Here is a 26,478-nt window from a genome sequence, read left to right as displayed (position 1 = left end):
CATGGGCAGGCAGACGCGCCCCTGGCTGCCGCTGCTCACCGGCGCCACCCTGCTGTTCGAGGCGGAGCGCCTGTCGAGTGCGCCGCTGCCACCGCCGCCCCGGGATGCGGGCGCCCTGTCCGACGACCAGCAACTCTACCTGGAGCTGCTGGTGAACCTGCGCACGAGCGGCCAGGTGGTGGCGGTGACGTTGCGCCAGGGCCGCTTCTGGGTCGAGGCCGCCGAGCTGCGCGCGGCCGGCCTGCCGGTGCCGCGCGACGGCCAGGTCGACGTCGGCGGCCTGCCCGGCGTCGAGGTGCGCTACGAGGCCGCCAGCCAGCGCCTGCTGCTGCAGGTGCCGCCGCAGTGGTTGCCCGAGCAGCAGCTCGGCCAGGCGCGCGCCACCGGCTACGTGCCGGCACGCAGCAGCTTCGGCGCTCTGCTCAACTACCAGTTCTACGCCAGCAGCCCGCGACGCGGCCAGGATACGAGCACCGCCTGGGCCGACCTGCGCCTGTTCGGCGGCTTCGGCGTCTTCAGCCACAGCGGCGTCTACCAGCAGGTCCATGGCGGTTCGGCACAGCCCAGCCGCTACCTGCGCTACGACAGCAACTGGCGCTACGACGACGAGGAACGCCTGCTGACCTACGAGGCCGGCGACCTGGTCAGCCGCTCCCTGGCCTGGAGCACGCCGGTGCGCCTGGGCGGGCTGCAGTTGTCGCGCAACTTCGCCATCCGCCCCGACGTGCTGACCTACCCGCTGCCGCGCTTCGCCGGCGAAGCGGCGTTGCCCAGCACCCTGGACCTGTTCATCGACGGCTACCGCAACAGCAGCTACCAACTGCAGCCCGGCCCCTTCAGCATCGGCAACCTGCCCTACATCAACGGCGCCGGCCAGGCGGTGCTGCAGACCACCGACGCCCTGGGCCGCCAGATCTCCACCAGCGTGCCCTTCTACGTCAGCAGCGACCTGCTGCGCCCGGGCCTGAGCGACTTCTCCCTGGGCCTGGGCAACCTCCGGCGCGGCTATGGCCAAGACAACTTCGCCTACGGGCCAGGCGCCTTCACCGGCGCCCTGCGCCACGGCCTGAGCGACACCTTCACCCTGGAGGCCCAGGCCGAAGCCGCCGCCGGCCTCGCCCAGGCCGGCCTGGGCGGCATGCTGCGCCTGGGCACCCTGGGCGTGCTCAACGGCGCCATCAGCCACGGCCAGCACGGCGGCGACGGCGGACGACAGCTGAGCTTCGGCTACCAGTACAACGCGCGGCGCTTCAGCTTCACCGTGCAACGCCTGCAGCGCGATGCCGACTACAGCGACCTGGCCCGCTACGACGACACCCGGCAGCGCCCCCGGCGCCGCCAGGACGACGACGATGACCGCTACTGGCGCCTACGCCCCAGCCGCAGCAGCACCCAGGCCACCGCCAGCGTGACGCTGGACGACTGGGGCAGCCTGGGCGCCGGCTATTTCGACGTCGAGGCCGGCGACGGCAGCCGCACCCGCCTGCTCAACCTGTCCTGGAGCCGGCCGCTGTGGGGCGATGCCAGCCTCTACCTGTCCGCCAACCGCGAGCTGGGCAACGGCAAATGGAGCAGCGCCGTGCAACTGGTGGTGCCGTTCGACCTGCGCGGCACCCTCAGCGTCGGCGTCGAACGCAGCGCCAGCGGGGACGGCAGCCGCCGCGTCGACTACAGCGAGTCGGCGCCCAGCGAGGGCGGTTTCGGCTGGAACCTCGGCTACGTCGACAACGGCCGGGCCGACGACTGGCGCCATGCCGCGCTGAACTGGCGCGGCGACCGCCTGCAACTCCAGGGCGGCGTCTATGGCAGCGCGCGGGAGCAGACCCACTGGGCCGACGCCAGCGGTTCGCTGGCCTGGATGGACGGCGCGCTGTTCCCCGCCAACCGCGTGCACGACGCCTTCGTGCTGGTCAGCACCGACGGCCAGGCCGGCGTTCCGGTGCGCTACGAGAACCAGTTGGTTGGCCACACCAACGCCGACGGCCACCTGCTGGTGCCCTGGAGCAGCGCCTACTACGCCGGCAAGTACGAGATCGACCCGCTGGGCCTGGCCTCCAACGTCGTGGCGCCGCTGGTGGAGCAGCGCGTGGCGGTGCGCTCCGGCAGCGGCTACCTGCTGCGCTTCCCGTTGCAGCGGGTGCTGGCCGCCAGCCTGCTGCTGCACGACAGCCACGGCCGGCCGCTGCCGATCGGCGCCCAGGCCCGCGTCAACGGTGGCCCGCCGGTGCCCGTGGGCTGGGACGGGCTGGTCTACCTGGAACACCTGCAGGCGCACAACCGCCTGCGCGTAAGCCTGCCCGACGGCCAGGCCTGCAGCCTGGTCTTCGACCTCGACCCGCAGGCCGAAGAACTGGCGCAGCTGGGCCCGTTGCCCTGCCGCTGAACCCCGGAGTCGACCATGACCATACCGCGCTACCTGCTCCCCCTCCTGGCCCTGGCGCCACTCACCGGCCTGGCCCATACCGAGACCGAGCAATGCAAGCCCAACCCCGGCAACGCGAGCTTCGGCACCCACGGCTCGATGACCATCGCCAACGGCGCCCCGGCCAGGCAGCTCTCCGGCGGCGCCCGGTGCAGCCTCAAGGGCTATCCGATCCGCGAGAACTGGATACGCCTGCTCCCGGAGAACCTCAACGGCGGCGTGCTGCGCAACGCCGCCACGGGCGACACCATCCCCTTCGAGCTGTACGGCGACGCCGGCCTGACCCAGCGCCTGCAGCAGGGCCTGTTCTACGACTATTCCCGCTTCCCGTTTCCCGGCGGCACGCCGGACGTCTCGCAATTCCCCCTGCACGCCCGCCTGCGCCCGGCCAACGTGGCGCCCGGCACCTACACCGCCACCATCCAGCTGCGCTGGCACTGGCGCATCTGCGTGGCCGGCCGGGTGCTGGGCGCCTGCTATTTCCCCGGCTGGGACATCACGCCCGGCGTGAGCGGCGGCTGCCTGCTGGAAGTCTGCACCTCGGCGCCGACCGACTGGGGCACGGGCGTGCTCACCAGCCTGCAACTGACGGTGCAGGTCCGCCGCGACTGCCAGCTCAACGCGCCCGCCGTGAACTTCGGCAGCGCGCCGCTGATCGCCGGCTTCCGCCCGGTGCAGCAGCGCATCCAGGTGCGCTGCTCCAAGGGCACGAGCTACGACGTCGGCCTGAGCGACGGCGTCAACGCCAGCGGCGGCCAGCGGCACATGGCCAGCGGCGGCAACCGCCTGGCCTACGAGCTGTACAAGTCGAGCAGCGGCAGCGAGCGCTGGGGCTCTGCGGGCACTGAAAGGCGCCCCAGCAGCAGCGCCGAACTGAACCCCGGCAGCCTCGACGGCCTCACCTACCAGGGCTTCGACTACAGCGCGGAAATCCTCCCCGACCAGCCCACGCCGCCAGCCGGCGCCTACAGCGACAGCGTGGTGGTGGATGTGCGCTTCTGAGCGTGCTCAGGGATACAGGGCCTCGGCCAGCGACCGCGCCGCGCGGCCGCTTTCCACGCCCGGCACCAACTGGCTGAACGGCAGCGTCACGAAGCGCCCTTCGCGCACCGCGCGCAGCCGCGAGAGCAGCAGGTGCGCGCGCAGGTAGCGGACCTTCTCCGCCGCCGGCGACCAGCGCGCATCGGCCAGCAGGATCACGTCCGGGTCGCCCGCGAGCAGCGTTTCGGGGCTGGCCAGGTAGCCGCGCAGCGCTACCGCCTCGAACAGGTTGCGCGCCCCGGCGGCGCGCAGCAGCTCGCTGACGAAGCCGCGCCCGCCCTGGCTGGCCAGGCCGCCGTCGCTGCTGTCGAGGTAGAACACCCGCAGCGGCGCGCGGCCGTCAGCCCTGGCGGCCGCCGCGCGCAGGTCGGCCTGCTGGGCGTCGATCAGCGCCTGGGCGCGCGCCTCGACGCCAAGCAGCCGGCCCAGGGTGCGCAGGTCGTCGCGCACGTTGCCGAAGCCATTTCCCGTGCGCTGAGCACAGGCCGCCTCCAGCAGGTAGCTGGCGATCCCGGCGGCGGCCAGTTCGGCGCGCCCGCGCCCGGGGTCGAAGGCCGTGGCGAAGCCGCCCACCACCAGGTCCGGGCGCAACGCATAGAGCAGTTCGGTGGACGGATAGCGCGCCGACACCACGGGCACGCCGCGGTAGCGGTCGCCCTGCAACTGCGGCCCCGGGTCGTCCAGATAGGCCACGCCCGCCAGCCGCGCCCCGGCGCCCAGTTCCAGCAGCAGGTCGGCGGCGTGCTGGTTGAGCGCGAGGATGCGCTCGGGCGCCTTGGCCAGGTGCCAGGTCTCGCCGCAGTTGCGGTAGTCCTCGGCGGCCAGGGCCGACGCCGCCACCAACAGCCCCAGCAGCAGGGCGAAGCCTTTCATGGCGCGCCCTCGATCAGCAGTTCGGCCACCGGCTCGCCGCCCGCCAGGTGCTGCTCCACCACCCGCAGCACCTGGGCCTCGTCATGCACGCCGTACCAGCAGCGGTCCGGGTAGACGGTCAGCAGCGGCCCGCGGTTGCAGGGGAACTGGCAGCCGGTGCGGGTCAGCAGCACGCCTTCGGCGGTTTCGATCAGCTCGCGCCTGGCCAGTTCGCGGCGCAGCGCCTTCCACAAGGGCAAAGCGCCGCGGCGCACACAGCGCGGGCCGGTGCAGAGGAACACCTGGCGCTTGTGCGGCGGCGGCGCCGACCAGTCCGGTTGTTCCGGCACCGGGCCGACGGTGCGGCATTCCAACTGCTGGCGACCGTCGTCGATGGCCGCGCTGACCAGCCGGGCGTCCAGGCCACGACGGCCGAGGGCCGAGGCGGTCACCCGCGGGCACGGCGCCTGGGGAAAGTCGCCGGCCAGCTGCGCCACCTCGCCGCGCAGCCAGTCGAGGTAGGCGCCGTCGCTGGCCGGTTCCATATCCACCAGCAGCAGCGCCCTGCCCGCTTGCAGGTGCGTGCGGATGGCCGGCCACAGGGCATCGAAGCCGTCGCTGGTATCCACCAGCGTCACGGCGCGGTGGGACGCCGCCAGCTCGGCGCGCAAGGCCTCGCCCTGGGCGCCCGCGAGGGGACCGACGATCAGCAGCGCCTGGTCCATGGCCACCTCAGAAGCTGAAGGTGTAGCGCAGCTCGGCGGTGCGCGGGCGGCCCAGGTTGTCCACCTGGCGGATGCCGTTGGTGGTGCGGCTGGTGGCGTAGTCGCGGTCCAGCAGGTTCTCCAGCAGCAGGCTCAGGCGGTGGCGGCGGGCGCCGTCGAGGTAGCGGTAGGCGTCGCCGTCGAGCACCCCGTAGTGGCCGTAGTCGTCGCCCTGGGGGCTGACGATGGAGCCGACGTAGCGCAGCGCCATGCCGAAGCCCCACGGGTCCTGCTCGTAGCCCAGGCGGGTGCGGGCGAAGAAGTGCGGGATGTTGTTCACGGTCACGCCCTCGCGGGTGTCCACCAGGTTGCGGGTGGCGTCGGCGTCCAGCTGCCAGTGCTCGCCCAGCCGCCACTGGCCGTTGGCCTCGATGCCGCGCACCTCGATCTCGCCGTCGCCGTTCACCCACTGGTCGCCGGCCAGGGTGATGAGGTCCTTTATCTCGCGGCGGAACAGGGTGACGCTGCCGCTCCAGGGTTGGCCGAACAGCGCGCCGCTGTAGTCCAGGCCCAGCTCGGCGTTGCGGCTGCGCTCGGGCTTGAGGTCGCGGTTGCCGATCTCGCTGCCCGGCTCGTTGACGAACAGCTGCTCGGCGTTGGGCAGCTTGAAGGCGGTGCCCAGCTGGCCGCGCAGCTTGAGCTGGTCGCTGAGGTCGTAGAGCGAGGTGAGCATCCACACGGTGGCGCCCTCGCCGCCGCTCATTTCCTCGCGGCGCACGCCCAGGCTGGGGTGCCAGTTCGGCAGCAGGTCCAGCTGCGGGCGCAACTGCGCGTACAGGGCGTGGGACTCGGCCTTGTCGTTGTCGATGATCAGCACGTCGTCCTGGCCCTTGTACCACTGGTTGTCGCTGCCGAAGACCAGCTCGTGGCCGCCGGCCAGGCGCGCCTTGCCCTCCAGCTGCGTGCCCCAGTCAGTGAAGCCCCAGTAGTCGTTGTGGTTGAGCGTGCGGGTACCGCCGCCGGCGAGGTTGTAGATGCGTGTGTAGCGGGTGTCCCAGTCGTTCAGGTGGGCCTTGGCGAACCAGCTGAAGTTGTCGTTCAGGCGCTGCTCGAAGGTCGCCGTGGCGATCTGCTGGATGCGGTCGTTGCTGGTGTGGTGGTTGTCGGCCGGGCGGGCGAAGTCCAGGTCGGCGTCGGCGTACTGGTAGAACAGCTCCAGGCGCGAGCTGTCGCCGAAAGCCTGGATGGCCTTGGCGCCGAACACGTTGACGTCGTAGGAGCGGCGCTTGTCGCTGACGGTGGCGGTCATGTCCTGTTCGCGGAACGGCTTGTAGCCGTCGGAGCGGTTGTGGCTGACGTAGGCCAGCAGGCCGAGGTCGCCCAGGCCGTTCTCCAGCACCTTCTCCACCCGCGCATCGCCGTTGCGCCCGCGGAAGCTGTCCAGGCCCAGGTTGACCTCGCCGGAAGCCTCGCGGGTCTGCGCGCTGCGGGTGACGATGTTGATCACCCCGGACACCGCCTGGGTGCCGAACAGCAGGCCCTGGCCGCCCTTGAGCACCTCGATGCGCTCCACCGCGGTGGTCGGCAGGGTGTCCAGGTAGAGGCCGCCGTACAGACGGTTGTTCAGGCGCACGCCGTCGAGCAGGATCAGGGTGTCGTCGTTGCGCCCGCCCAGCAGCGAGTAGGTGCCGTAGTCGAAGGGACCGTTCTTCGGCGCCACGAACAGGCCGGGCACGTACATCTGCAGCACGCGGGTGATGTCGGCGCTGGGGCCGGCGCGCTCGATCTGCTCGCGCTCGATGACTTCGAGCTTGCTGCCGTAGCGGGCCATCTCGGCGACGGTGGTGGACTCCACCGAAGGGGCGCTGACGATTTCGTCGCGCAGGCCCAGGGGCTCGGCGTTCAGGCAAGGGCTCAGGCACAGGCCGGCGAGCCAGGGGGCAAGCCGAAGTGCGGATTCGGAAGAAGGGAAGTGCAAGGTGATCGCCTCGAAACGGGAATTTCGCAGGCGGCGCAGCGAGTTCCGGCGCGAGCGCGTCCGGAATCCGGCTCACGCCCGCCCACCGCGGGTTTGCCAACAACGCTCCAGGCCGGTCTCCGGGCTTGCGAGGGTTCTGGAGCATCCGCCTTCCCATGCCTGAGCACAGTGGCCTCGTGGATGCCCCGCTCGCTTACCGTTGCGGGGGCAGCGCCGGACTGATCGCCAAGGGCGACGCACCGGCTTCCCGTTTCACCTCACGCACGGCGGCGTGAGGCACCTGGAACGGCCCGCATCTGACCATTGGTGCGGCGGGGCGTCAAGGGCAGCCCTTTACAGCATGCTTCCGCTTCCGGGCACAGCCCGTGATGCCTTTCCTTCCGCCGTGGAAGCTTTCCGCTATCATCGGCGGACCTTTCCCGACGCTCGAAAAGGACCTCCCATGTCGGTTTCCTCCCTGGTCACCCTGCTCGTCCTCGCCGTGCTGTTCTTCGGCGTCATCGCCATCTACAACCGCCTGGTGAACCTGCGCGCCCGCTACCGCAACGCCTTCGCGCAGATCGAGGTGCAGCTCAAGCGGCGCTACGACCTGATCCCCAACCTGGTGGAAACCGCCAAGGCCTACCTCAAGCACGAGCGGGAAACCCTGGAGGCGGTGATCGCCGCGCGCAATGCCGCGGTGGCCGGGCTCAAGGCCGCCGCCAGCCAGCCCGGCGCCGCCGCCGGCCTGGCCCAGCTGGCCAACGCCGAGGGCGCCCTGGGCGGCGCGCTGGGGCGGCTCAACGTGACCATGGAGGCCTACCCGGACCTCAAGGCCTCGCAGAACCTGCAGCAGCTCACCGAGGAGCTGTCGAGCACCGAGAACAAGGTGGCCTTCGCCCGCCAGGCCTACAACGACGCGGTGATGGAGTACAACGCCTACCGCCAGTCGTTCCCCGCCGTGGTGCTGGCGGCGAATTTCGGCCACAAGGCCGAGGTCGCGCAGCTGGAGTTCGCCGACAGCAAGCAGATCCAGGATGCGCCCAAGGTCGCCTTCTGACGAGCGGTGCGCGCGATGAACTTCTTCCAGCACCAGGACCGCGCCCGCCGCCAGACCGGCCGGCTGATCCTGCTCCTGGCCGCGGCGGTGGCCTGCCTGGTGACGCTCACCAGCCTGGTCCTGGGCTGGCTCTGGCGCCACATCGGCGAGCCCGCCAGCCACTGGACCTCGCCGCAGCGCCTGCCCGACCTCGAACTCTACCTGTGGGTGGCCCTGGTGGTGGTCGGCGTGGTGATCGTCGGCGCCTGGTACAAGCACCGCCAGCTGCGCCTGGGCGGCCGCGCCGTGGCCGAGCGCCTGGGCGGCCGGCTGATCAACCTGGACGCCCGCGACGCCGATGAACGCCGGGTGCTCAACGTGGTCGAGGAAATGGCCATCGCCTCGGGCACCCCGGTGCCGCCGGTGTACCTGCTGGAGGACAGCGGCATCAACGCCTTCGCCGCCGGCCTGACGCCGCGCGACGCGGTCATCGGCGTCACCCGCGGGACCATCGCCCTGCTCAACCGCGACGAGCTGCAGGGGGTGATCGCCCACGAGTTCAGCCACATCCACCACGGCGACATGCGCCTGAACACCCGCCTGGTGGCGCTGCTGCACGGCATCCTGCTGCTGGGCCTGATCGGCCAGACCATGGTCCGCGGCCTGTGGGACAGCCACCGCGCCGACGACGTGGCGCGCATCCGCATGCAGCGCAGCAACGCCGGCAATGACAGCGGCTCCGGCTCGGCCCTGGGCTTCATCGCGCTGGCCTTCGTCGCCGGCCTGTGCCTGTGGGTGCTGGGCTCGGTCGGGACCTTCTTCGGCAGCCTGATCAAGGCCGCGGTGAACCGCCAGCGCGAGTACCTCGCCGACGCCTCCGCCGTGCAGTTCACCCGCAACCCGGCCAGCATCGCCGGGGCGCTGAAGAAGGTCGGCGGCTACGGCTCGCTGCTCGGCGCCCTGCACCGCGCCGAGTTCAGCCACCTGTACTTCAGCGACGGCCTGGCCAACCACTGGTTCGGCCTGGCCACCCACCCGCCGTTGGAGGCGCGCATCCGCCGCATCGAGCCGGGCTGGGACGGCCGCTACCCGAAGCTGGAACCGCGCCTGGACACCCCGCTGGTGGACCGCGAGACCTGGAACGCCGCCCTGCGCGGCTACCCCTCGGGCGCTGCATTGGCGTCGGTCGAGGCCATCGGCGAGCCGGCCGGGGCGCACCTGGAGCAAGCGCGGCACACCCTGCAGCGGCTGGATGAAAGCCTGCGGACGGCGGCGCACAAGGTCGATGGCGCGCAGGCCTTGGTCTACGGCCTGTTGCTGGACGCCGAAGCGCTGGCCCGCGCCCAGCAATTGCAACTGCTCAAGCCGCGCCTGGAGCTGGGCGTGGCCTTCCAGTTCGACCGCCTGGAGGAGCACCTGCACGCCCTCGATCCGGGCCAGCGCCTGCCGCTGCTGGACCTGGCCATGCCGGCGCTGAAGCAGTTGGACGCCACCCAGGTGACGAGCCTGCTGGGCAACATGGCGCTGCTGATCAAGGCCGACCGCCGGGTGAAACTGCTGGAATGGACGCTGCTGCGCATCGTCGAACGCAACCTGCGCCCGGCCCCGGCGCGCATCGGCAACCTGCCGCTGACCGAACTGGGCGACGAGGCGGCGGTCCTGCTGGCCTTCCTCGCCGGCGTCGACGGAGCCGAAGCGGCCCATGCCGAACAGGCCTTCGCCCAGGCCTGGGCCAGCCTGCCCTTCGCCGTGCGGCAGCCGCCGCAGGCCGGCACCCTGCGCGAGCTGGAAGCGGCGCTGCGGCGCCTGGCGCAGCTGCGCCCGTTGCAGAAGCCGCAGCTGCTCAAGGCCATGGTCCGCTGCGGCGAATACGACGGGCGCATCAGCGTGGCCGAGGCGGAACTGCTGCGCGCGGTGGCCGACATCCTCGACTGCCCGATGCCGCCGTTGTTGGCGGATACGGCTTTTCGTAGGAGCGGACTCTGTCCGCGATAGCCGGAGGTTCCGGCGCGATTCGCGGATAAGATCCGCTCCTACGCTGCCCCGCCCGCGCCATTCCCATGTAGGAGCGCGCCCTGCGCGCGATTTCGCGGGCAGGGCCCGCTCCTACAGTTGTCGTGAGGCATGGAGTTTCCTCTCCGTCCGCGATTCGCCACACAAAAGAAAAGGGCCTCCGAAGAGGCCCTTTGTCATTTCGCCATCAGGCTCACGCGCCGCTGGCGACCGCGCCCTGCTCGCCCTTGGGCGCCAGGTCGAACACGCGGTACAGCACCACCAGCAGGACCAGGAAGGCCGGGCCGATGTAGAGGGCGATGCGGGTGTCCTCGAAGAACGCCATCAGCGCCACCACCAGCACCAGGAAGGCCATGGCCAGGTAGGAGCTCAGCGGGTACAGCCACATCTTGAACTGCAGCTTGCCGGCCTCGGCCGGGCTCAGGCCGCGGCGGAACTTCAGCTGCGCCAGCAGGATCATGGCCCAGGTCCAGATGGCGCCGAAGGTGGCGATGGAGGTCACCCAGGTGAACACCTTCTCCGGCACCAGGTAGTTCAGCAGCACGCCGAACAGCAGCGCGACTATGGACAGGATCAGCGCATTGCGCGGCACGCCACCCTTGGAGGTCCTGGCGAAGACCGCCGGCGCCTGGCCGTGCTGGGCCAGGCTGTAGAGCATGCGCCCGGTGCTGAAGATGCCGCCGTTGCAGGAAGACAGCGCGGCGGTGATCACCACGAAGTTGATGATGCCGGCGGCGGTCTTGATGCCCAGGCGCTCGAAGGTCATCACGAAGGGACTGCCCTGGGTGCCGATCTCGCTCCACGGGTAGATCGACATGATCACGAACAGCGCGCCGACGTAGAACAGCAGGATGCGCCAGAACACCGAGTTGATCGCCCCGGGGATGGTCTTCTGCGGGTTCTTCGCCTCGCCGGCGGTGAGGCCGATCATCTCCACGCCCAGGTAGGCGAACATCACCATCTGCAGCGACATCAGCACGCCGGTGATGCCATGGGGCATGAAGCCGCCGTTGCTCCACAGGTTGGAAATGCCGGTGGCCACGCCGCCGTTGCCCAGGCCGAAGACGATCATGCCGCCGCCCACCAGGATCAGCGCGAGGATGGTGACGACCTTGATCAGGGCGAACCAGAACTCGAACTCGCCGAAGGCGCGCACCGCGATCAGGTTGATGGTGCCCATGCTCGCCAGGGCCGCCAGGGCCCAGATCCAGCGCGGCACCTCGGGGAACCAGATGCCCATGTAGATGGCTACCGCGGTGATCTCCGCGACGCAGGTCACCAGCCACAGGAACCAGTAGTTCCAGCCGGTCAGGTAGCCGGCCAGCGGGCCGAGATAGTCCTGGGCGTAGCGGGCGAAGGAGCCGGCCACCGGGTTGTGCACGGCCATTTCGCCGAGGGCGCGCATGATGACCAGGATGGCCAGGCCGCCGATGATGTAGGAGAGCATGATGGCCGGGCCGGCCATCTGGATGGCCTTGGCGGAGCCGAGGAACAGGCCGACGCCGATGCAGGCGCCGAGGGCCATGAGACGGATGTGCCGCTCGTTGAGATCCCGTTGGAGATCATGGGACGACATGATGGTGCAACCTCGATTTTGTTGTTGGGTATATCAGCGGCGACTCGAAGCGCAATCGGGATGAGGAAGGCCCGCGACGGAAAAAGCGCCGCCACCGCGCCGGTGGGCACGGGGAGGATTCGTCTGGGGCCTTCCGGGACTGCACACCGGAAGAGGCTGCCCGCCCTTGTGGAGCGGACGTGGGCATTGCGGGAGTGAACCACTGAGGTCGCCGCGGAGTGTTGCACAAGATTGCCGGGGCGTCTGCCCCCTTATGGTGCGAACGAGACCAAAGGCTTACCCAGCCTCGCCCACCAGCTCGGCCTGGCTCAGCATCTCGTACTGCCCTTCGCCGGCCTGGCGCGCGGCCTCGATCAGCGCTGGCGAGGCGTCGATGCCCACCACTTCGCAACCCCGGGCCTCCAGCACCCGGCACAGCCAGCCTTCGCCGCAGCCGATGTCCAGCACACGATGCGGCGAACCTTCCAGCACGGCGCGGACGATGGCCTCGTCGGTGGCCAGGCGGCGGCTGTCGATGCGTTGCTCGCGCACCGCGCGGGTCCAGGCGCTGGCGTTGCTGTCCCAGCTGTGGCGGATGCGGGTGGGGTTGTCGGGCATGGTGGGGGTCCGAGGGGAAAGGGAAGATTCCATTTTAGGTTGTAGGAGCGAGCTTGCTCGCGAACTGTGTTTCCCGGTGGCGGCGGCGCAGGCCCCGAAGAGCGCCCTCTCCCTAACCCTCTCCCTGAAGGGAGAGGGGACCGTTGGGCAGACGCTGATGTTTTGGAGTCAGCCGGCTAGCACTTAGATTGCCGGCTGAAACCATGTCTGTTCTCGGCACGGACAAGCCCCCTCTCCCTTCAGGGAGAGGGCTGGGGAGAGGGGACAGCGTCAACCCCAAACACCGAAGCCGCCGGTTACCTCGTTCGCGAGCAAGAACTGGACGTCCCCCTCGCTCCTACAAAAGAAAAGCCCGCCCTCACAACCCCTTCGGCACCGCCAGCCCCTTGGTCGAGGGCCCGCTCTTCAACGGCTGCCGGCACCCCGCATCGCCGAACGGCCCGGACAGCCGCGTCCAGCCCTCCCCCGGAGAGGTCTGGCTGCAGGTCAGGTGGCCGTCCACGCGGCTCTGCCACAGGTAGAACGGCATGGGCGCGGCATGGGCGCTCAGGCTGGCGATCAACGGCAGGAACAGCAGGAACAGGCGCATCGGGTCGTTTTCCAGGTCACTCGTCGGGCATTGTCGCGGCTTGGGCCGGACGAAGGCACGACATTCAGCAGAATTTTCCCCGCCTACTACGCTCAAAGAAAGGGGAGGCCGCTGGCACGGGGGCTTTCGCGGCACCGGGATGGGTGCCGGTCGTCACGTCGGCGGAGACCGCTTACTCAGGCTTTCGCAAGCATGGGCAGGTCGTGATATGGCGCATACGGAGCATACCGGTCAACTGCATTCTCAACCGGGCGTGCCGGAGCCTGGCTTTTCCCCGAAAAAACCCAGCCACCACCGCTTCCTGCTGCTGTTCCTGTTCGTCCTGCCACTGCTGGCGGCGATGGGCGCGGCGCTGCTCTACGAGGCGCATACCTCCAAGCTGCAGGCCCGCGAGCTGGCGCGCCTGGCCGGCGAGCTGACCTGGCAGGTCGGCGCCGGTTCCAGCGACCAGGTGGTCTACCCGAAGGACGGCCCCTTCGACCGCCGCCTGGGCTACCTGCAACTGCCGGACTTCCTGCAGCGCCTGCACGACCGCGACTTCGTCACCCTCGACCAGGCGCGCTTCTCCCCTGCCCTGCTGCAATACGCCGGCTACGGCATGTTCCCGCCCTACGCCGAGAAGGCCCAGGCCGGCGTCGACATCAGCGACTGCCGCGGCCTGCCGATCTACAACTTCCGCTACCCGCAGCGGCTCTACGCCAGCTACGACGCCATCGCCCCGCTGATCGTGCAGAGCCTGCTGTACATCGAGAACCGCGACCTGCTCGACGCCAGCCGCCCCTACCTCAACCCGGCCATCGACTGGAGCCGCTTCACCCAGGCCGCCGTGGCCCAGGCCGGGCGCCTGGTCGGCATGGGCAACCACGCCCCCGGCGGCAGCACCCTGGCCACGCAGATCGAGAAGTACCGCCACTCGGTGGACGGGCGCACCAACTCCATCCGCGACAAGCTGCGGCAGATGGCCTCGGCCAGCGTGCGCGCCTACCAGGGCGGCGCCGAGAACCTGCCGGCGCGGCGCAACGTGGTGCTCACCTACCTCAACTCGGTGCCGCTCTCGGCGCAGCCGGGCTACGGCGAGGTCAGCGGCCTGCCCGACGGCCTGTGGATCTGGTACGGCGCCGACTACCAGCAGGTCAACCGCCTGCTCTCCTCGCCCGTCGGCCAGGGCGCCGAGCTCGAGGCCCAGGGCCGGGCGCTGCGCCAGGTGGTGTCGCTGATGATCGCCCACCGCCGCCCGTCCTATTACCTGGCGCGCGGGCGTAAGCCGCTGGGCGAGCTGACCGACAGCTACCTGCGCCTGCTGGCCCAGGCCGGGGTGATCGACGCGCCGCTGCGCGATGCCGCCCTGGCCCAGCGCCTGGAGTTCCGCGACCCGCAGAGCCAGCCGACGGTGCAGCCGCTGGAGCCGAACAAGGGCGTGAGCCTGGCCCGCACCCGCCTGGCCGGCATGCTCGACGTGCCGCTGTATGACCTGGACCGCCTCGACCTGACCTTCAGCACCACCCTGCAGGACGAGCTGCAGAACAAGGTCAGCGCCTACCTCAAGCAACTGGCCGACGCGGACTTCGCCGCGCAGATCGGCCTGTTCGGCGAGCACCTGCTGTCCAAGGACAAGACCGCCGACGTGCGCTACAGCTTCGTGCTGTTCGAGCGCACCGCCGACGGCAACCGCGTGCGCGTGCAGACCGACAGCACCGACCAGCCCTTCGACATCAACGAGGGCAGCAAGCTGGAGCTGGGCTCCACCGCCAAGCTGCGGGTGCTGTCCAACTACCTGGAGCGCATCGCCGACCAGTACCGCGCCTACAACGGCAAGCCCGCCGCCGAGCTGCGCAAGGTGCCGGTGGAGCCGCTGGACTTCATCAGCCGCTGGTCCATCGACTACCTGATCGCCAACCCCAACGCCGACCTCTCGGCCATGCTCGCCGCGGCCATGCAGCGCAAGTACTCGGCCAGCCCCTACGAGAGCTTCTTCACCGGCGGCGGCGTGCACACCTTCTCCAACTTCCGCAAGGAGGACAACGGGCGCATCCCCACCCTGCTCGAAGCCCTGCGCGAATCCATCAACCTGCCCTTCGTGCGCCTGCTGCGCGACCTGGTGCGCCACGACATGTACCAGAAGGACGGCAACAAGCTGACCGTGCTGCAGGACGACAAGGACCCGCGCCGCCAGCTGTACCTGGACCGCTTCGTCGACCAGGAAAGCCGCGTCTACCTGCTGCGCTTCTGGCAGAAGTACCGCGGGCAGAACGCCGACGAGCGCCTGGACACCTTCCTCGACGGCCTGCGCCCGTGGCCGGTGCGCCTGGCGGCGATCCACCGCTACCTGCAGCCCCAGGCCGACCAGGCGACTTTCGCCGCCTTCCTCCAGGACCGCCTGAAGCAAAGCCACTACACCGGCGAGAAGCTCACCGACAAGCGCATCGCCGACCTCTACAAGCGCTACGGCCCCGGCGCCTTCGACCTCAACGACCAGGGCTACGTGGCCCGCGTGCACCCGCTGGAGCTGTGGCTGCTCGGCTACCTGCAGCGCCAGCCGCAAGCCAGCTTCGCCGACGCGGTGGCCGCCAGCAACGCCGAGCGCAAGCAGGTCTACGGCTGGCTGTACAAGTCGCGCTACAAGGCCGCCCGCGACAAGCGCATCCGCATCATGCTGGAGGTGGAGGCCTTCCTCGACATCCACCAACAGTGGAAACAGCTGGGCTACCCCTTCGACCATCTGGTGCCCTCGCTGGCCACCGCCCTGGGCAGCTCCGGCGACCGCCCGGCGGCGCTGGCCGAGCTGATGGGCATCATCCTCAACGACGGCATCCGCCTGCCCACCCTGCGCATCGACAGCCTGCACTTCGCCGCCGGCACGCCCTACGAGGTGAGCCTGGCGCCGCAGGCCAACGTCGGCACCCGGGTGATGACCTCGGAGGTGGCCAGCACCCTGCGCGACTCGCTGTCCCAGGTGGTCGACCAGGGCACCGCGCGGCGGCTGTCCGGCAGCTTCCGCCGCGACGACGGCAGCGCGCTGGTGATGGGCGGCAAGACCGGCACCGGCGACAACCGCATCGAAAGCTTCACCCGCGGCGGGGCGGTGAAAAGCTCGCGCTCGCTGAACCGCACCGCGACCTTCGTGTTCTACCTCGGCCCGCGGCACTTCGGCACCCTCACCGCCTACGTGGCCGGCAGCGCATCGAGCAACTTCAAGTTCACCTCGGCGCTGCCGGTGCAGGTGCTCAAGGGCATGGCGCCGATGCTGCAGCACTACCTGGAGCCGGGCACCGAGTGCCACGCGCCCCAGGACACCCTGCGGGTGAGCTGGCTATGAGGCCGCGCGCCGCCGCGGCCTGAACCCGGGACAGGCCAGGGAAGCACGGCGCCAAGGGTTCGGCGCCGGGAGGTCCGGCCGGCCGTCAGCATGACCTGGCGCGGCGCCCCTTGCCGCGCGGGTCCGGAGCCGGAGGGCACCGCCATGCCGCGCCGCCATGGGAACCTCAGGGCCCAGGAACAGGCGTTGCTGCGCCAGCGCCGCGCCCAGGCCGGCATCGACGTGCCGAGCGACTTCAGCTGGGGCCTGGCCCTCTCCGGCGGCGGCGTGCGCAGCGCCACCTTCAACTTCGGCCTGCTGCGGGCGCTGGCGAAGAACCACGTGCTCAAGCGCTTCGACTACCTCTCCACGGTGTCCGGCGGCGGCTACGTCGGCGCCATGCTCGGCCGCCTGTACGGCCCCGCCCAGGGCGCCCGCGAGGTGGAGAACGGCCTGGCGGCGGACGACTCGCTGCTGCTCTGGTGGCTGCGCAACAACGGCCGCTACCTGGCCCCGGCCGGCGGCCGCGACCTGCTGATGGCCGGCGCCTCGATGCTCCGTGGCTTCATGGCCACCCAGCTGGAGATCGGCATCCTGCTGCTGTGCATCGGCATGTTCACGGTGCTGCCCCACGTGCTGCTGGCGCTGCTGGGCACGCCGCCGGTGTTCCTCGGCAACCTCTGGTCGCTGTGGTTCCTCGTCGTGCCGCTGTTGCTGCTGGCCGCCGGGGCGCTGTGCTGGGCCTACTGGTTCAGCCGCGATCGCCAGGACCACGCCCTGCGCGACCTGCTCTCGGTGCTGCTGGCCCTGCTCGCCGCGCTGGCCCTGGCGGTGCAGGGCCTGTGGCCGCAGTTGCAGAGCGACATCGAGCTGGGCCCGCGGCTGCTGGCCTACGCCGTTCTGGTCGGCGCGCTGCTGATCGCCCCGCTGGGCTGGCTGCTGCGCCTGCCGCTGCGCGCCTGCCCGCCGGAGCAGCAGCGCCTGCGCCTGACCCACTGGCTGGGCTGGGTGCTGCTGGGCGGCGCCGGGGTGTTGCTGCTGGGCGTTTGCGAGGCGGTCACCTGGCACTTGGTCGTGCGCCTGCGCGAGAGCGGCAACTTCACCCTCATTTCCTCCAGCGTGCTGGGCTCCACGGGCCTTGCCGTGGTGCTGCTGCGCGCCCTGCTGCCGACGCTGCTGGAGCGCCTGCGCCAGCAGGGCCTGCCGAGCGCCTACGGCAGCCAGCTGGCCAACCTGCTGGGCCTGGCCCTGCTGGCGTTCCTGCTGCTGGCCTGGCTGACGCTGCTGCAGGCCTTCCTCTACCTGGGCGGCAACCTGCTCAGCCCCGGCGCAGCCATGCAGCCCTGGCTGCCGCTGCTGTACTGGGCCCTGGTGCTGGCCGCGCTGGGCTTCTACATCGGCATCAGCGGCGCCAACCTCACCCAGCTGAACCTCGCCTCGCTGCACTACTTTTACCGCTCGCGCCTGGCCCGCACCTACGTCGCGGTGGCCAACCACGGCGGACCCGAGGCGCGCTTCCCGGCCTCGCTGCTGGTGCCGGCCGAGCGCCAACTGATCGAGGGCATCGAGTCGCTGCGGGAGATACTGCCCGGCGACGACGTGGCCCTGGCCGACTACCAGCCGCACGCCTACGGCGGGCCGCTGCACCTGATCAACTGCTGCATCAACCAGACCCTCGACGACCGTACCCACAGCTACAACGCCGACCGCAAGGGCGTGGCCCTGACCGTCAGCGCCCTGGGCGTGGAGACCGGCACCCACGGCCCGCGGCCGCCCCAGGGCATGGAGCGCAGCAGCCTGGCGCAATGGGCGACTATCTCCGGCGCCGCGCTGAGCACCGGCATGGGCTCGCGCACCAGCGCCGGGCTGGCCGCGCTGGTGTTCATGACCGGCCTGCGCCTGGGCTTCTGGCTGCCCAACCCGACGCGCGCCGCCGAGACCGGCTGGCGCGCGCGCCTGGCCAAGTACCTGGCCACCCGCGCCGAGATGCTCGCCCAGTTCCCCGGCCTGCGCGCACCCTTCTGGTACCTGTCAGACGGCGGCCACTTCGACAACAGCGGCGTCTACGCCCTGCTCAAGCGCGAGGTCGACCTGATCGTCGCCAGCGACTGCGGCGCCGACCCGCGCTACCTGTTCGAGGACTTGGAAAACCTGGTGCGCAAAGCCAAGATCGACTACGACGCCGACATCGAGTTCATCGACCCGGACAGCCTGGCGCGGGTCTCCGCCGGCGACGCGCGCACCCTGCTGTTCGGCACCCCGGAGTCCATCTCGCCGGATTGCGGCCGCGAATACCTGCTGCTGGCGCGCATCACCTACGCCAGCCACAGGCGCGGCACCCTGCTGGTGGTCAAGCCGCACCGCTGCGACTCGCCGCTGCTGGAACTGCCCTTCGACCTGGTGGGCTACGCCGACCGCAACCCGGCCTTCCCGCAGCAGGGCACCGACGACCAGTTCTTCGACGAAAGCCAGTGGGAGGCCTACCACCAGTTGGGCCTGGCGCTGGGCTCGGTGCTCAGCCGCGACTTCCTCCAGCGCCTGCCGGGCTGGGCCGACCTGGCCAGCATCGTGACCCTCACCGCAGTCGGCCAGCCGGCCCCGGCCAACGGCCCGAACCGCCGCCAGCGCATCGCCCAGAACGTGCGCACCACCCTCGGCGTGGGCCTTTCCGCCAGCCTGGTGGTGGCACTCTGGCAGGGCCTGGAGCAGTACCGCGGCAACATCGCCGACAGCGAGTCGAAGTACGCCAGCCAGTTGGAGGCCATCGCCGACCTCTACGCCAAGGGCAACAAGGTCAGCGACGCCCTGCGCACGCGCATCGGCCACCTGGAGAACTTCGCCAGCCGCAACGGCCTGTCGGTGGAGTTCGCCAGCGACATGCGCACCCTGTTCGAACGCGCCAGCGCGGCCTGCGCCAATGGCACCGAGTCGGCCGACTGCAACTACCTGCGCCAGCTCACCAGCGACCCGCACCCCAACAGCCCGGTGCAGCAATACTGGTTCGGCTTCACCCCGCTGCCCGAAGACAACCCGGCGCTGGCCAGCGCCCCGCCGCCTCCGCCACCTCCGCCAGCCGCGGCGCCGCCGGTCAGCGCCGAAATGGCGCCACCGCCCGCCGTCACGGCCGGCGCCGCGCCCGCACCCGCACCCGCAGCAGAGCCGATGGCCAACCCCTGCATGCGCGAAGGCAGGCGGCCGGTGGTGCTCTACACGCAGATCTACTCGGCCGACGAGCAACGCACGGCGCGGGACTTCCTCAAGCTGCTGGAAGGCAGCGGCATCAGCACCCCGGGCATCGAGAACGTGGTCAGCGCCGCCGCCCGCCGCGGCTCGCCGCCGCCATTGCCCTGGCCGCGGCCGACCTTCATCTACCACGCCCGCCGCGACGGCGAATGCGCCCGCTGGCTGGCCCACAAGTTCAGCGACAAGGCCGTGGCCCTGCCGCTGGCGGCAAGCCTGCAGGCCTCGCCCGGGGTCATCGAGTTCTGGCTGCCGGCGCAGGCGAAGCCCAATTGAGGTGACGCCGAAGTGCTCTTCGTAGGATCGAGGGGGACGCCTAGTTCTTGCTCGCGAACAAACACGGTGCCATGCGGTTCGCGAGCAAGCTCGCTCCTACGAGAAGCCATGTGCACCGGTATGGTCCGCGATAGCCGGGAGGTATCGGCGCGATTCGCGGATGAGATCCTACGCCACGCCATTCCCCTGTAGGAGCGCGCCCTGCGCGCGAATCGCGGGCAGGGCCCGCTCCTACAGGTTGCCGGGAGGCACGGTATCCGCCCCCCGTAGGAGCGGACCTTGTCCGCGATAGCCGGACGCCCCGGCGCGATTCGCGGATGAGATCCTACGCCGCCCCACCCGCGCCATTCCCCTGTAGGAGCGCGCCCTGCGCGCGAATCGCGGGCAAGGCCCGCGGGAGGCACGGTATCCCCCCGTAGGAGCGGACCTTGTCCGCGATAGCCGGACATACCGGCGCGATTCGCGGATGAGATCCGCTACGCCGCCCCACCCGCGCCATTCCCCTGTAGGAGCGCGCCCTGCGCGCGAAATCGCGGGCAGGGCCCGCTCCTACAGGTTGCCGGGAGGCACGGTATTCCTCCCCCCGTAGGAGCGGACCTTGTCCGCGATAGCCGGACGTCCCGGCGCGATTCGCGGATGAGATCCGCTCCTACGCTGCCCCACCCGCGCCATTCCCCTGTAGGAGCGCGCCCTGCGCGCGAAATCGCGGGCAGGGCCCGCTCCTACAGGTCGCCGGGGGCCGGGCCATCCGCTCAACCTTTCCCACGCACCATCTGCACGTAGAGCTTCTCCACCTGCTCCCGCGCCCAGGGCGTGCGGCGCAGGAAGGTCAGGCTGGACTTGATGCTGGGCTCGCTCTTGAAGCAGCGGATGTCGATTCGCTTGGCCAACCCTTCCCAGCCGTACTGCTCCAGCAGGCGTTCGAGGATGGTCTGCAGGGTCATGCCGTGCAGCGGGTCCTTGGGTTTCTCGCTCATGGTCGGGCTTCGTCGTCGGTGCGTAAGTGCGCGCACCTTAGCAGCAAGCCGCCAGGCGCGCAGCCCGGGCGCAGACAGGCGCCCGGCGCGCGGCGTAGAATGGCCGCCGCGACCGCCGCAGCCCCCATACCAACAACGATTCCTCTTCGCCCGCCCGCACCCGGCCATCGCCGCCGGGGCATCACGCGTGGCCGGGGGACTCGGCCTGAGCCCCACCCTCACTCAGGATTCCCATGCACAACCCGCAAGACACCCGCACCGGCAGCTGGCTGAACGTCATCGCCCTGGCCATCGCCGCCTTCATCTTCAACACCACCGAGTTCGTCCCGGTGGGCCTGCTCAGCGACATCGGCCGCAGCTTCGACATGCGCCCGGAACAGGCCGGGCTGATGCTCACCCTGTACGCCTGGGTGGTGTCGCTCACCTCGCTGCCGCTGATGCTGGCCACGCGCAACATGGAGCGGCGGCGCCTGCTGGTGACGATCTTCTGCCTGTTCATCGGCAGCCACCTGCTCTCCGGCGTCGCCTGGAGCTTCACCACGCTGATGCTCAGCCGCTTCGGCATCGCCTTCGCCCACGCGGTGTTCTGGTCGATCACCGCGTCCCTGGCGGTGCGCGTGGCGCCGCCGGGCCAGCAGGCCAAGGCCCTGGGCCTGCTGGCCACCGGCACCATCCTGGCGATGGTCCTGGGCATCCCCCTGGGCCGCGTGCTCGGCGAGGCCATGGGCTGGCGCGCGACCTTCCTGGCCATCGCCGGCGTCTCGCTGGTGGTGGTGCTCTGGCTGGCCCGCGCGCTGCCGCTGCTGCCCAGCCAGAACTCCGGCTCGCTGCGCAGCCTGCCGCTGTTGCTGCGGCGCCCGGCGCTGGTGGCGCTGTACGTGCTCACCGTGCTGGTGATCACCGCGCAGTTCACCGCCTACAGCTACATCGAGCCCTTTGCCCGCGAAGTGGCCGCCCTGGACAGCCAGCGCACCACCCTGCTGCTCCTGCTGTTCGGCGGCGCCGGGCTGTTCGGCTCGATCCTCTTCAGCCGCTACAGCGAGCGCTTCCCGCGCGGCTTCCCGTGCCTGACCATCGCCGTGCTCGGCAGCTGCCTGCTGCTGCTCCTGCCGCTGGCCCGCGAGCCCCTGGCGCTGCTCGGCCTGAGCCTGTTCTGGGGCGCCGCCATCCTGTGCTTCGGCCTGGCCCTGCAGGCCAAGGTGCTGCAACTGGCCCACGACGCCACCGACGTGGCCATGGCCATGTTCTCCGGGCTGTACAACGTCGGCATCGGCGGCGGCGCGCTGCTCGGCAGCCGGGTGGTCGGCGGCATCGGCCTGGCGCAGATCGGCAACGTCGGCGGCGCCCTGGCCATGGCCGGCCTGGCGCTGTGCCTGTTCGCCTGCTGGCGCTATGCCGAGGCGCTGCGCAACGGGCACAAATGAAAAAGGCCGCGGCCCCTTGCGGGACCGCGGCCTTGGCTACCGCTCAGCGGATCAGCGGCCGGCGGCGGGAGCCGAGGCCGGCAGGTGGGCCTCGCCGTACTCCGCCTCGGCTTCGTCGAAGCGCTGCTGCATGGCCCTGGACGGGGCCGGGCCGAGCAGGCTGAAGACCACGATGGCGACGCTGGCGAACAGGAAGCCGGGGATGATCTCGTACAGGCCGAGCCAGCCGAACTGCTTCCAGACGATCACGGTGACCGCACCGACCAGCATGCCGGCCAGGGCGCCGTTGCGGTTCATGCGCTTCCACAGCACCGAGAACAGCACCAGCGGGCCGAAGGCGGCGCCGAAGCCGGCCCAGGCGTAGGACACCAGGCCCAGCACGCGATTTTCCGGGTTGGCCGCCAGGGCGATGGCGATCAGCGCCACCAGCAGCACCATGGCGCGGCCGACCCAGACCAGCTCCAGCTGGCTGGCGTTCTTGCGCAGGAAGGCCTTGTAGAAGTCTTCGGTCAGCGCCGAGGAGCACACCAGCAGCTGGCAGCTCAGGGTGCTCATCACCGCGGCGAGGATGGCCGACAGCAGCACGCCGGCGATCCACGGGTTGAACAGGATCTTCGCCAGCTCGATGAAGATGCGCTCATGGTTCTCGGTGACCGCGCCGGCCTGCTCCGGGTTGGCCTGGAAGTAGGCGATGCCGAAGAAGCCCACGGCCACGGCGCCGCCCAGGCAGAGGATCATCCAGGTCATGGAGATGCGGCGCGCGGCCGGGATCGACTTGACCGAGTCGGCGGCCATGAAGCGCGCCAGGATGTGCGGCTGGCCGAAGTAGCCCAGGCCCCAGGCCATCAGCGAGATCACGCCGATGAAGGAAGCGCCCTTGAGCATGTCGAAGTTGGCCGCGTCCTTCAGCTCGATGGCGGCGAAGGTCGGCTCCACGCCACCGGTGGCGAACAGCACGATGATCGGGGTGAGGATCAGCGCGAAGATCATCAGCGAGGCCTGCACGGTGTCGGTCCAGCTCACCGCCAGGAAGCCGCCGACGAAGGTGTAGGCGATGGTCGCGGCGGCACCGGCCCACAGGGCGGTCTCGTAGGACATGCCGAAGGTGCTTTCGAACAGGCGGGCGCCGGCGACGATGCCCGAGGCGCAGTAGATGGTGAAGAACACCAGGATCACCACCGCCGAGAGCACGCGCAGGATGCGGCTGTTGTCCTCGAAGCGGTTGGTGAAGTAGTCGGGGAGCGTCAGCGCGTTGCCGTTGTGCTCGGTGTGCACGCGCAGGCGGCCGGCGACGAACAGCCAGTTCAGGTAGGCGCCGACGATCAGGCCGATGGCGATCCAGCTTTCGGAGATGCCGGAGAGGTAGATCGCCCCCGGCAGGCCCATCAGCAACCAGCCGCTCATGTCCGAGGCGCCGGCCGACAGGGCCGTGACGAAGCTGCCGAGGCTGCGGCCGCCGAGGATGTAGTCGGAGAAGTTGTTGGTGGAACGGTAGGCGGCGAGTCCGATCAGGACCATGGCCGCGATGTAGATCACGAACGTGACCAGTGTTGGCGTGTTGACGCTCATGGGGGCTCCCCTGAAGCTTGTTTTTATCCAGGCCCGGAGGGTAGCCCGGGCCCTTGCTCGTCGGGGCCGGCGCGGTTGGCGTCGGTCCCCCTGCCGTGCCCTTCGGCACGGCGGGGCGGCAGCGGCCCTGCGCAAGCTCCGCTACCACCCCTGTCGCCCCCCGTCGCGGTTGCACCACGCGGGCGGCTGATTCTTCGGCGCCCCCTCACCGTCCCGGGGCAGCCGTCGCCACATTGCCCGGCGCACGTCCGGGGACACGCGCGGGCGGCGGATTCTAGCGCAAGGAAAAGCCCTTGTTGCACCGAATCGCCGAACGGTTGCACTCAAGGTGCAACCCGGATGGGCGAATGGCGGAATCTAGTGGCACCCTGCCCCGGCATTCTTGCGAAAAGCTCTGGACTTGTTGCGAAAAACTCCAGGACGCCCGTCCTTCGCAGCCAGCGGCTAGCACTTTCGGATCTGAAAGCACTTGATTTTCAAACCACAGGGAATGTTATGTTATAACAACATAAATCAAGGCCGCCCCACCGAGCGGCCCGCCAAGCCCCTGCCTAGAGCCTTCGCGCAGCCCGGATCGCCACGGGAGGGGCGCGTTCTGCCCGAAAAAACCAAGGAGCCCCACGATGTCCCCGTCCCGCCCCCTGCCCCGCTGGCCACTCGCGCCGCTGACCCTCGCGCTGTTCGCCGTTCCCGCGCTCGCCGACACCCGCCCCGCCGAGCTGCAGCCCCAGGTGATCACCGCCAACCCGCTGGGCGAGGTGCAACCCGCCGCGCCCAGCAGCGTGCTGCAGGGCGACGACCTGACGCTGCGCCAGAAAGGCAGCCTGGGCGAGACCCTCGACGGCCTGCCGGGGGTGTCCTCCACCTGGTTCGGCCCCGGCGCCAGCCGGCCGATCATCCGCGGCATGGACGGCGACCGCATCCGCCTGCTGCGCAACGGTGTGGGCGCGCTGGATGCCTCGTCGCTGTCCTACGACCACGCGGTGCCGGAAGACCCCAACGTGGTCGAGCGCATCGAAGTGGTCCGCGGCCCGGCCGCCCTGCTCTACGGCGGCAACGCCATCGGCGGGGTGGTCAACAGCTTCGACAACCGCATCCCCAGCGAACCGGTGGACGGCGTGCACGGCCGCGGCGAGCTGCGCTACGGCGGCGCCGACACCACCCGCAGCGCCGCCGGCGCGCTGGAAGCCGGCGACGGCAACTTCGCCCTGCACCTGGACGCCGGCTCCCGCGAGTTCAACGACCTGCGCATCCCCGGCTACGCCCATTCCCGCGCCCAGCGCGCGATCGACGGCGACGATTCGAAGCACCGCGTCGAGAACAGCGACGGCCGCCAGGACAGCGGCGCCATCGGCGGCAGCTACCACTGGGACCACGGCTACGCCGGGCTCTCCTACAGCGGCTACGACGGCAACTACGGCTCCCCCGCCGAGGAGGACGTGCGCCTGAAGATGCAGCAGGACCGCTACGCCTTCGCCTCGGAAATCCGCGACCTCGAAGGCCCGTTCAGCTCGGTGAAGCTGGACGCCGCCTACACCGAGTACCAGCACAAGGAGATCGAGGACGGCGAGACCGGCACCACCTTCAAGAACGACGGCTACGAGGCGCGCATCGAGGCCCGCCACAAGCCGCTGGGCCCGCTGCAGGGCGTGGTCGGCGCGCAGGTGGCCAACAGCCGCTTCTCGGCCCTGGGCGAAGAGGCCTTCGTGCCGCACACCGAAACCGACAGCGCGGCGCTGTTCTTCCTGGAGAACTGGCAGGCCAGCGAGCGCCTGGCGCTGAGCTTCGGCGGCCGCGTCGAACACAGCCGCATCGACCCCGACGCCAAGGACAACGAGCGCTTCGCCGAGAACGACGGCAGCCGCAGCTTCACCGCCGGCAGCCTGTCCTCCGGCGCGGTGTACCAGCTGACGCCGATCTGGGCGCTGGCCGCCACCCTCAGCTACACCGAGCGCGCGCCGACCTTCTACGAGCTGTACGCCAACGGCCCGCACGCGGCCACCGGCACCTACGAAGTGGGCGATGCCGACGCGGACAAGGAAAAGGCGGTGTCCACCGACCTGGCCCTGCGCTTCGACAACGGCATCCACAAGGGCAGCGTCGGCGTGTTCTACAGCCGCTTCTCCAACTACATCGGCCTGCTCGCCAGCGGCCGCTACCGCGACGAGGAAGGCGAGGTGGTCGCCGCCGACAGCGACGAGGCCCTGCCGGAATACCTGTACAGCGGCGTGCGCGCGGACTTCTACGGCGTCGAGGCACAGGACCGCATCCACCTGCTGGAAAGCCCCTACGGCAACTTCGACCTGGAGCTGTCCGGCGACTACACCCGGGCGAAGAACCGCGACACCGGCCAGCCGCTGCCGCGCATCGCCCCGCTGCGCCTGAACAGCGCGCTGATCTGGGAACTGCAGCAATGGCAGGCGCGCCTGGAAGTGGAACACGCCGCCTCCCAGCACCGCGTGCCCGACGAGGAGCTCTCCACCGACGGCTACACCACCCTGGGCGCCAGCGTCGGCTATAGGTTCGACATGGGCGGCAGCCAGTGGCTGGCCTTCGTCAAGGGCGAGAACCTGACCAACCAGACGGTGCGCTACGCAAGCTCCATCTTGCGCGACAGCGTGCCGGCGGCGGGACGCGGCATCGAGGCGGGGGTGAAGGTGGCGTTCTGAAGAACAGGCCTTGGCCACACCCTGATCGCTACCAGGCACGGAGCCGCCATCAAAGCCACGCCCGGTTCAACCACGGCATGGCCGGCAAGGACGGTGTAGCGGCGGATAACCGCGAACGATTATTCACCCTACGTCACGGTCGAGCCTGGCGTAGAGCGCATAACGCCTATGGCGTTATCCGCCGCTTGGCCCTGGCCACACCCCGCTCGCTGCCGGGCACGGAGCCGCCATCAAAGCC

At 70.1% G+C, this 26,478-nt stretch carries 16 protein-coding genes and 1 riboswitch; of the genes, 8 read left to right on the top strand and 8 right to left on the bottom strand.

Annotated features, from left to right (window positions below):
- The first annotated feature begins 1 nt into the window (after nt 1).
- Together RN02_RS14605 and RN02_RS14600 are read left to right on the top strand one after the other, a co-directional pair.
- Nucleotides 2-2,383 carry a fimbria/pilus outer membrane usher protein gene (locus tag RN02_RS14605; protein ID WP_043315080.1) on the top strand — a complete coding sequence of 794 codons (2,382 nt, stop codon included), beginning with the start codon at nt 2-4 and terminating at the stop codon, nt 2,381-2,383.
- Nucleotides 2,384-2,398: 15 nt separating this feature from the next.
- Nucleotides 2,399-3,424 carry a Csu type fimbrial protein gene (locus tag RN02_RS14600; protein WP_052267740.1) on the top strand — a complete coding sequence of 342 codons (1,026 nt, stop codon included), beginning with the start codon at nt 2,399-2,401 and terminating at the stop codon, nt 3,422-3,424.
- Between the two features lie 6 nt (nt 3,425-3,430).
- Here the strand turns inward: RN02_RS14600 and RN02_RS14595 are convergent, their stop codons facing one another.
- Genes RN02_RS14595 through RN02_RS14585 form a run of 3 tightly spaced genes read right to left on the bottom strand, consistent with a single transcriptional unit; the run spans nt 3,431 to nt 6,997 of the window.
- A complete protein-coding gene (locus tag RN02_RS14595; RefSeq protein ID WP_043315079.1) occupies nt 3,431-4,336 on the bottom strand; it encodes an ABC transporter substrate-binding protein in 906 nt (301 codons plus the stop codon).
- Complete coding sequence (locus RN02_RS14590; RefSeq protein ID WP_043315078.1) at nt 4,333-5,040, bottom strand: (2Fe-2S) ferredoxin domain-containing protein; 708 nt, start codon at nt 5,038-5,040, stop codon at nt 4,333-4,335. The genes RN02_RS14595 and RN02_RS14590 overlap by 4 nt, the downstream gene beginning before the upstream one ends.
- Nucleotides 5,041-5,047: 7 nt before the next feature.
- Nucleotides 5,048-6,997: a TonB-dependent receptor plug domain-containing protein gene (locus RN02_RS14585; RefSeq protein WP_043315077.1), complete on the bottom strand. Its 1,950-nt coding sequence runs from the start codon at nt 6,995-6,997 to the stop codon at nt 5,048-5,050.
- 93 nt (nt 6,998-7,090) lie between these two features.
- A riboswitch (cobalamin riboswitch) is annotated at nt 7,091-7,296 on the bottom strand.
- Between the two features lie 143 nt (nt 7,297-7,439).
- On the opposite strand from RN02_RS14585, the gene RN02_RS14580 reads away from it, so the two are divergent.
- Nucleotides 7,440-8,036 (top strand): LemA family protein, encoded by a 597-nt coding sequence (locus RN02_RS14580; protein ID WP_043315076.1) that lies wholly within the window; start codon nt 7,440-7,442, stop codon nt 8,034-8,036.
- Between the two features lie 15 nt (nt 8,037-8,051).
- Nucleotides 8,052-10,010 (top strand): M48 family metallopeptidase, encoded by a 1,959-nt coding sequence (locus tag RN02_RS14575; protein ID WP_043315074.1) that lies wholly within the window; start codon nt 8,052-8,054, stop codon nt 10,008-10,010.
- Nucleotides 10,011-10,221: 211 nt separating this feature from the next.
- Here the strand turns inward: RN02_RS14575 and RN02_RS14570 are convergent, their stop codons facing one another.
- From RN02_RS14570 to RN02_RS14560, 3 genes are all read right to left on the bottom strand, one after another.
- Complete coding sequence (locus RN02_RS14570) at nt 10,222-11,604, bottom strand: amino acid permease (protein ID WP_152623765.1); 1,383 nt, start codon at nt 11,602-11,604, stop codon at nt 10,222-10,224.
- A 276-nt stretch (nt 11,605-11,880) separates the two neighbouring features.
- Nucleotides 11,881-12,201 (bottom strand): class I SAM-dependent methyltransferase, encoded by a 321-nt coding sequence (locus RN02_RS14565; protein ID WP_052267739.1) that lies wholly within the window; start codon nt 12,199-12,201, stop codon nt 11,881-11,883.
- A gap of 358 nt (nt 12,202-12,559) precedes the next feature.
- Nucleotides 12,560-12,790, bottom strand: a complete 231-nt coding sequence (locus RN02_RS14560) for a hypothetical protein (RefSeq protein WP_009618948.1) — start codon at nt 12,788-12,790, stop codon at nt 12,560-12,562.
- A 304-nt stretch (nt 12,791-13,094) separates the two neighbouring features.
- Between RN02_RS14560 and RN02_RS14555 the strand changes: the two genes are divergently transcribed.
- Both RN02_RS14555 and RN02_RS33960 read left to right on the top strand, forming a co-directional pair.
- A complete protein-coding gene (locus RN02_RS14555; protein WP_043315103.1) occupies nt 13,095-16,106 on the top strand; it encodes a transglycosylase domain-containing protein in 3,012 nt (1,003 codons plus the stop codon).
- A gap of 144 nt (nt 16,107-16,250) precedes the next feature.
- A complete protein-coding gene (locus RN02_RS33960; protein ID WP_177331058.1) occupies nt 16,251-19,601 on the top strand; it encodes a patatin-like phospholipase family protein in 3,351 nt (1,116 codons plus the stop codon).
- Nucleotides 19,602-20,353: 752 nt separating this feature from the next.
- Here RN02_RS33960 and RN02_RS14545 read toward each other — a convergent pair.
- Complete coding sequence (locus RN02_RS14545) at nt 20,354-20,578, bottom strand: VF530 family DNA-binding protein (protein ID WP_043315070.1); 225 nt, start codon at nt 20,576-20,578, stop codon at nt 20,354-20,356.
- A 233-nt stretch (nt 20,579-20,811) separates the two neighbouring features.
- On the opposite strand from RN02_RS14545, the gene RN02_RS14540 reads away from it, so the two are divergent.
- Complete coding sequence (locus tag RN02_RS14540; RefSeq protein WP_043315069.1) at nt 20,812-22,002, top strand: sugar transporter; 1,191 nt, start codon at nt 20,812-20,814, stop codon at nt 22,000-22,002.
- Between the two features lie 51 nt (nt 22,003-22,053).
- Here the strand turns inward: RN02_RS14540 and putP are convergent, their stop codons facing one another.
- Nucleotides 22,054-23,571 (bottom strand): sodium/proline symporter PutP, encoded by a 1,518-nt coding sequence (gene putP, locus RN02_RS14535; RefSeq protein WP_043315067.1) that lies wholly within the window; start codon nt 23,569-23,571, stop codon nt 22,054-22,056.
- Between the two features lie 623 nt (nt 23,572-24,194).
- Between putP and RN02_RS14530 the strand changes: the two genes are divergently transcribed.
- Nucleotides 24,195-26,240 (top strand): TonB-dependent receptor, encoded by a 2,046-nt coding sequence (locus RN02_RS14530; RefSeq protein WP_043315065.1) that lies wholly within the window; start codon nt 24,195-24,197, stop codon nt 26,238-26,240.
- Nucleotides 26,241-26,478: the final 238 nt, after the last annotated feature.

Source organism: Pseudomonas sp. PI1 (assembly GCF_000812405.1).
In the GTDB taxonomy this organism is placed as follows: Bacteria; Pseudomonadota; Gammaproteobacteria; order Pseudomonadales; family Pseudomonadaceae; genus Pseudomonas; species Pseudomonas citronellolis.
The sequence above is the reverse complement of the archived record's forward strand: the minus strand, read 5'-3'. Positions and strand labels throughout refer to the sequence as shown.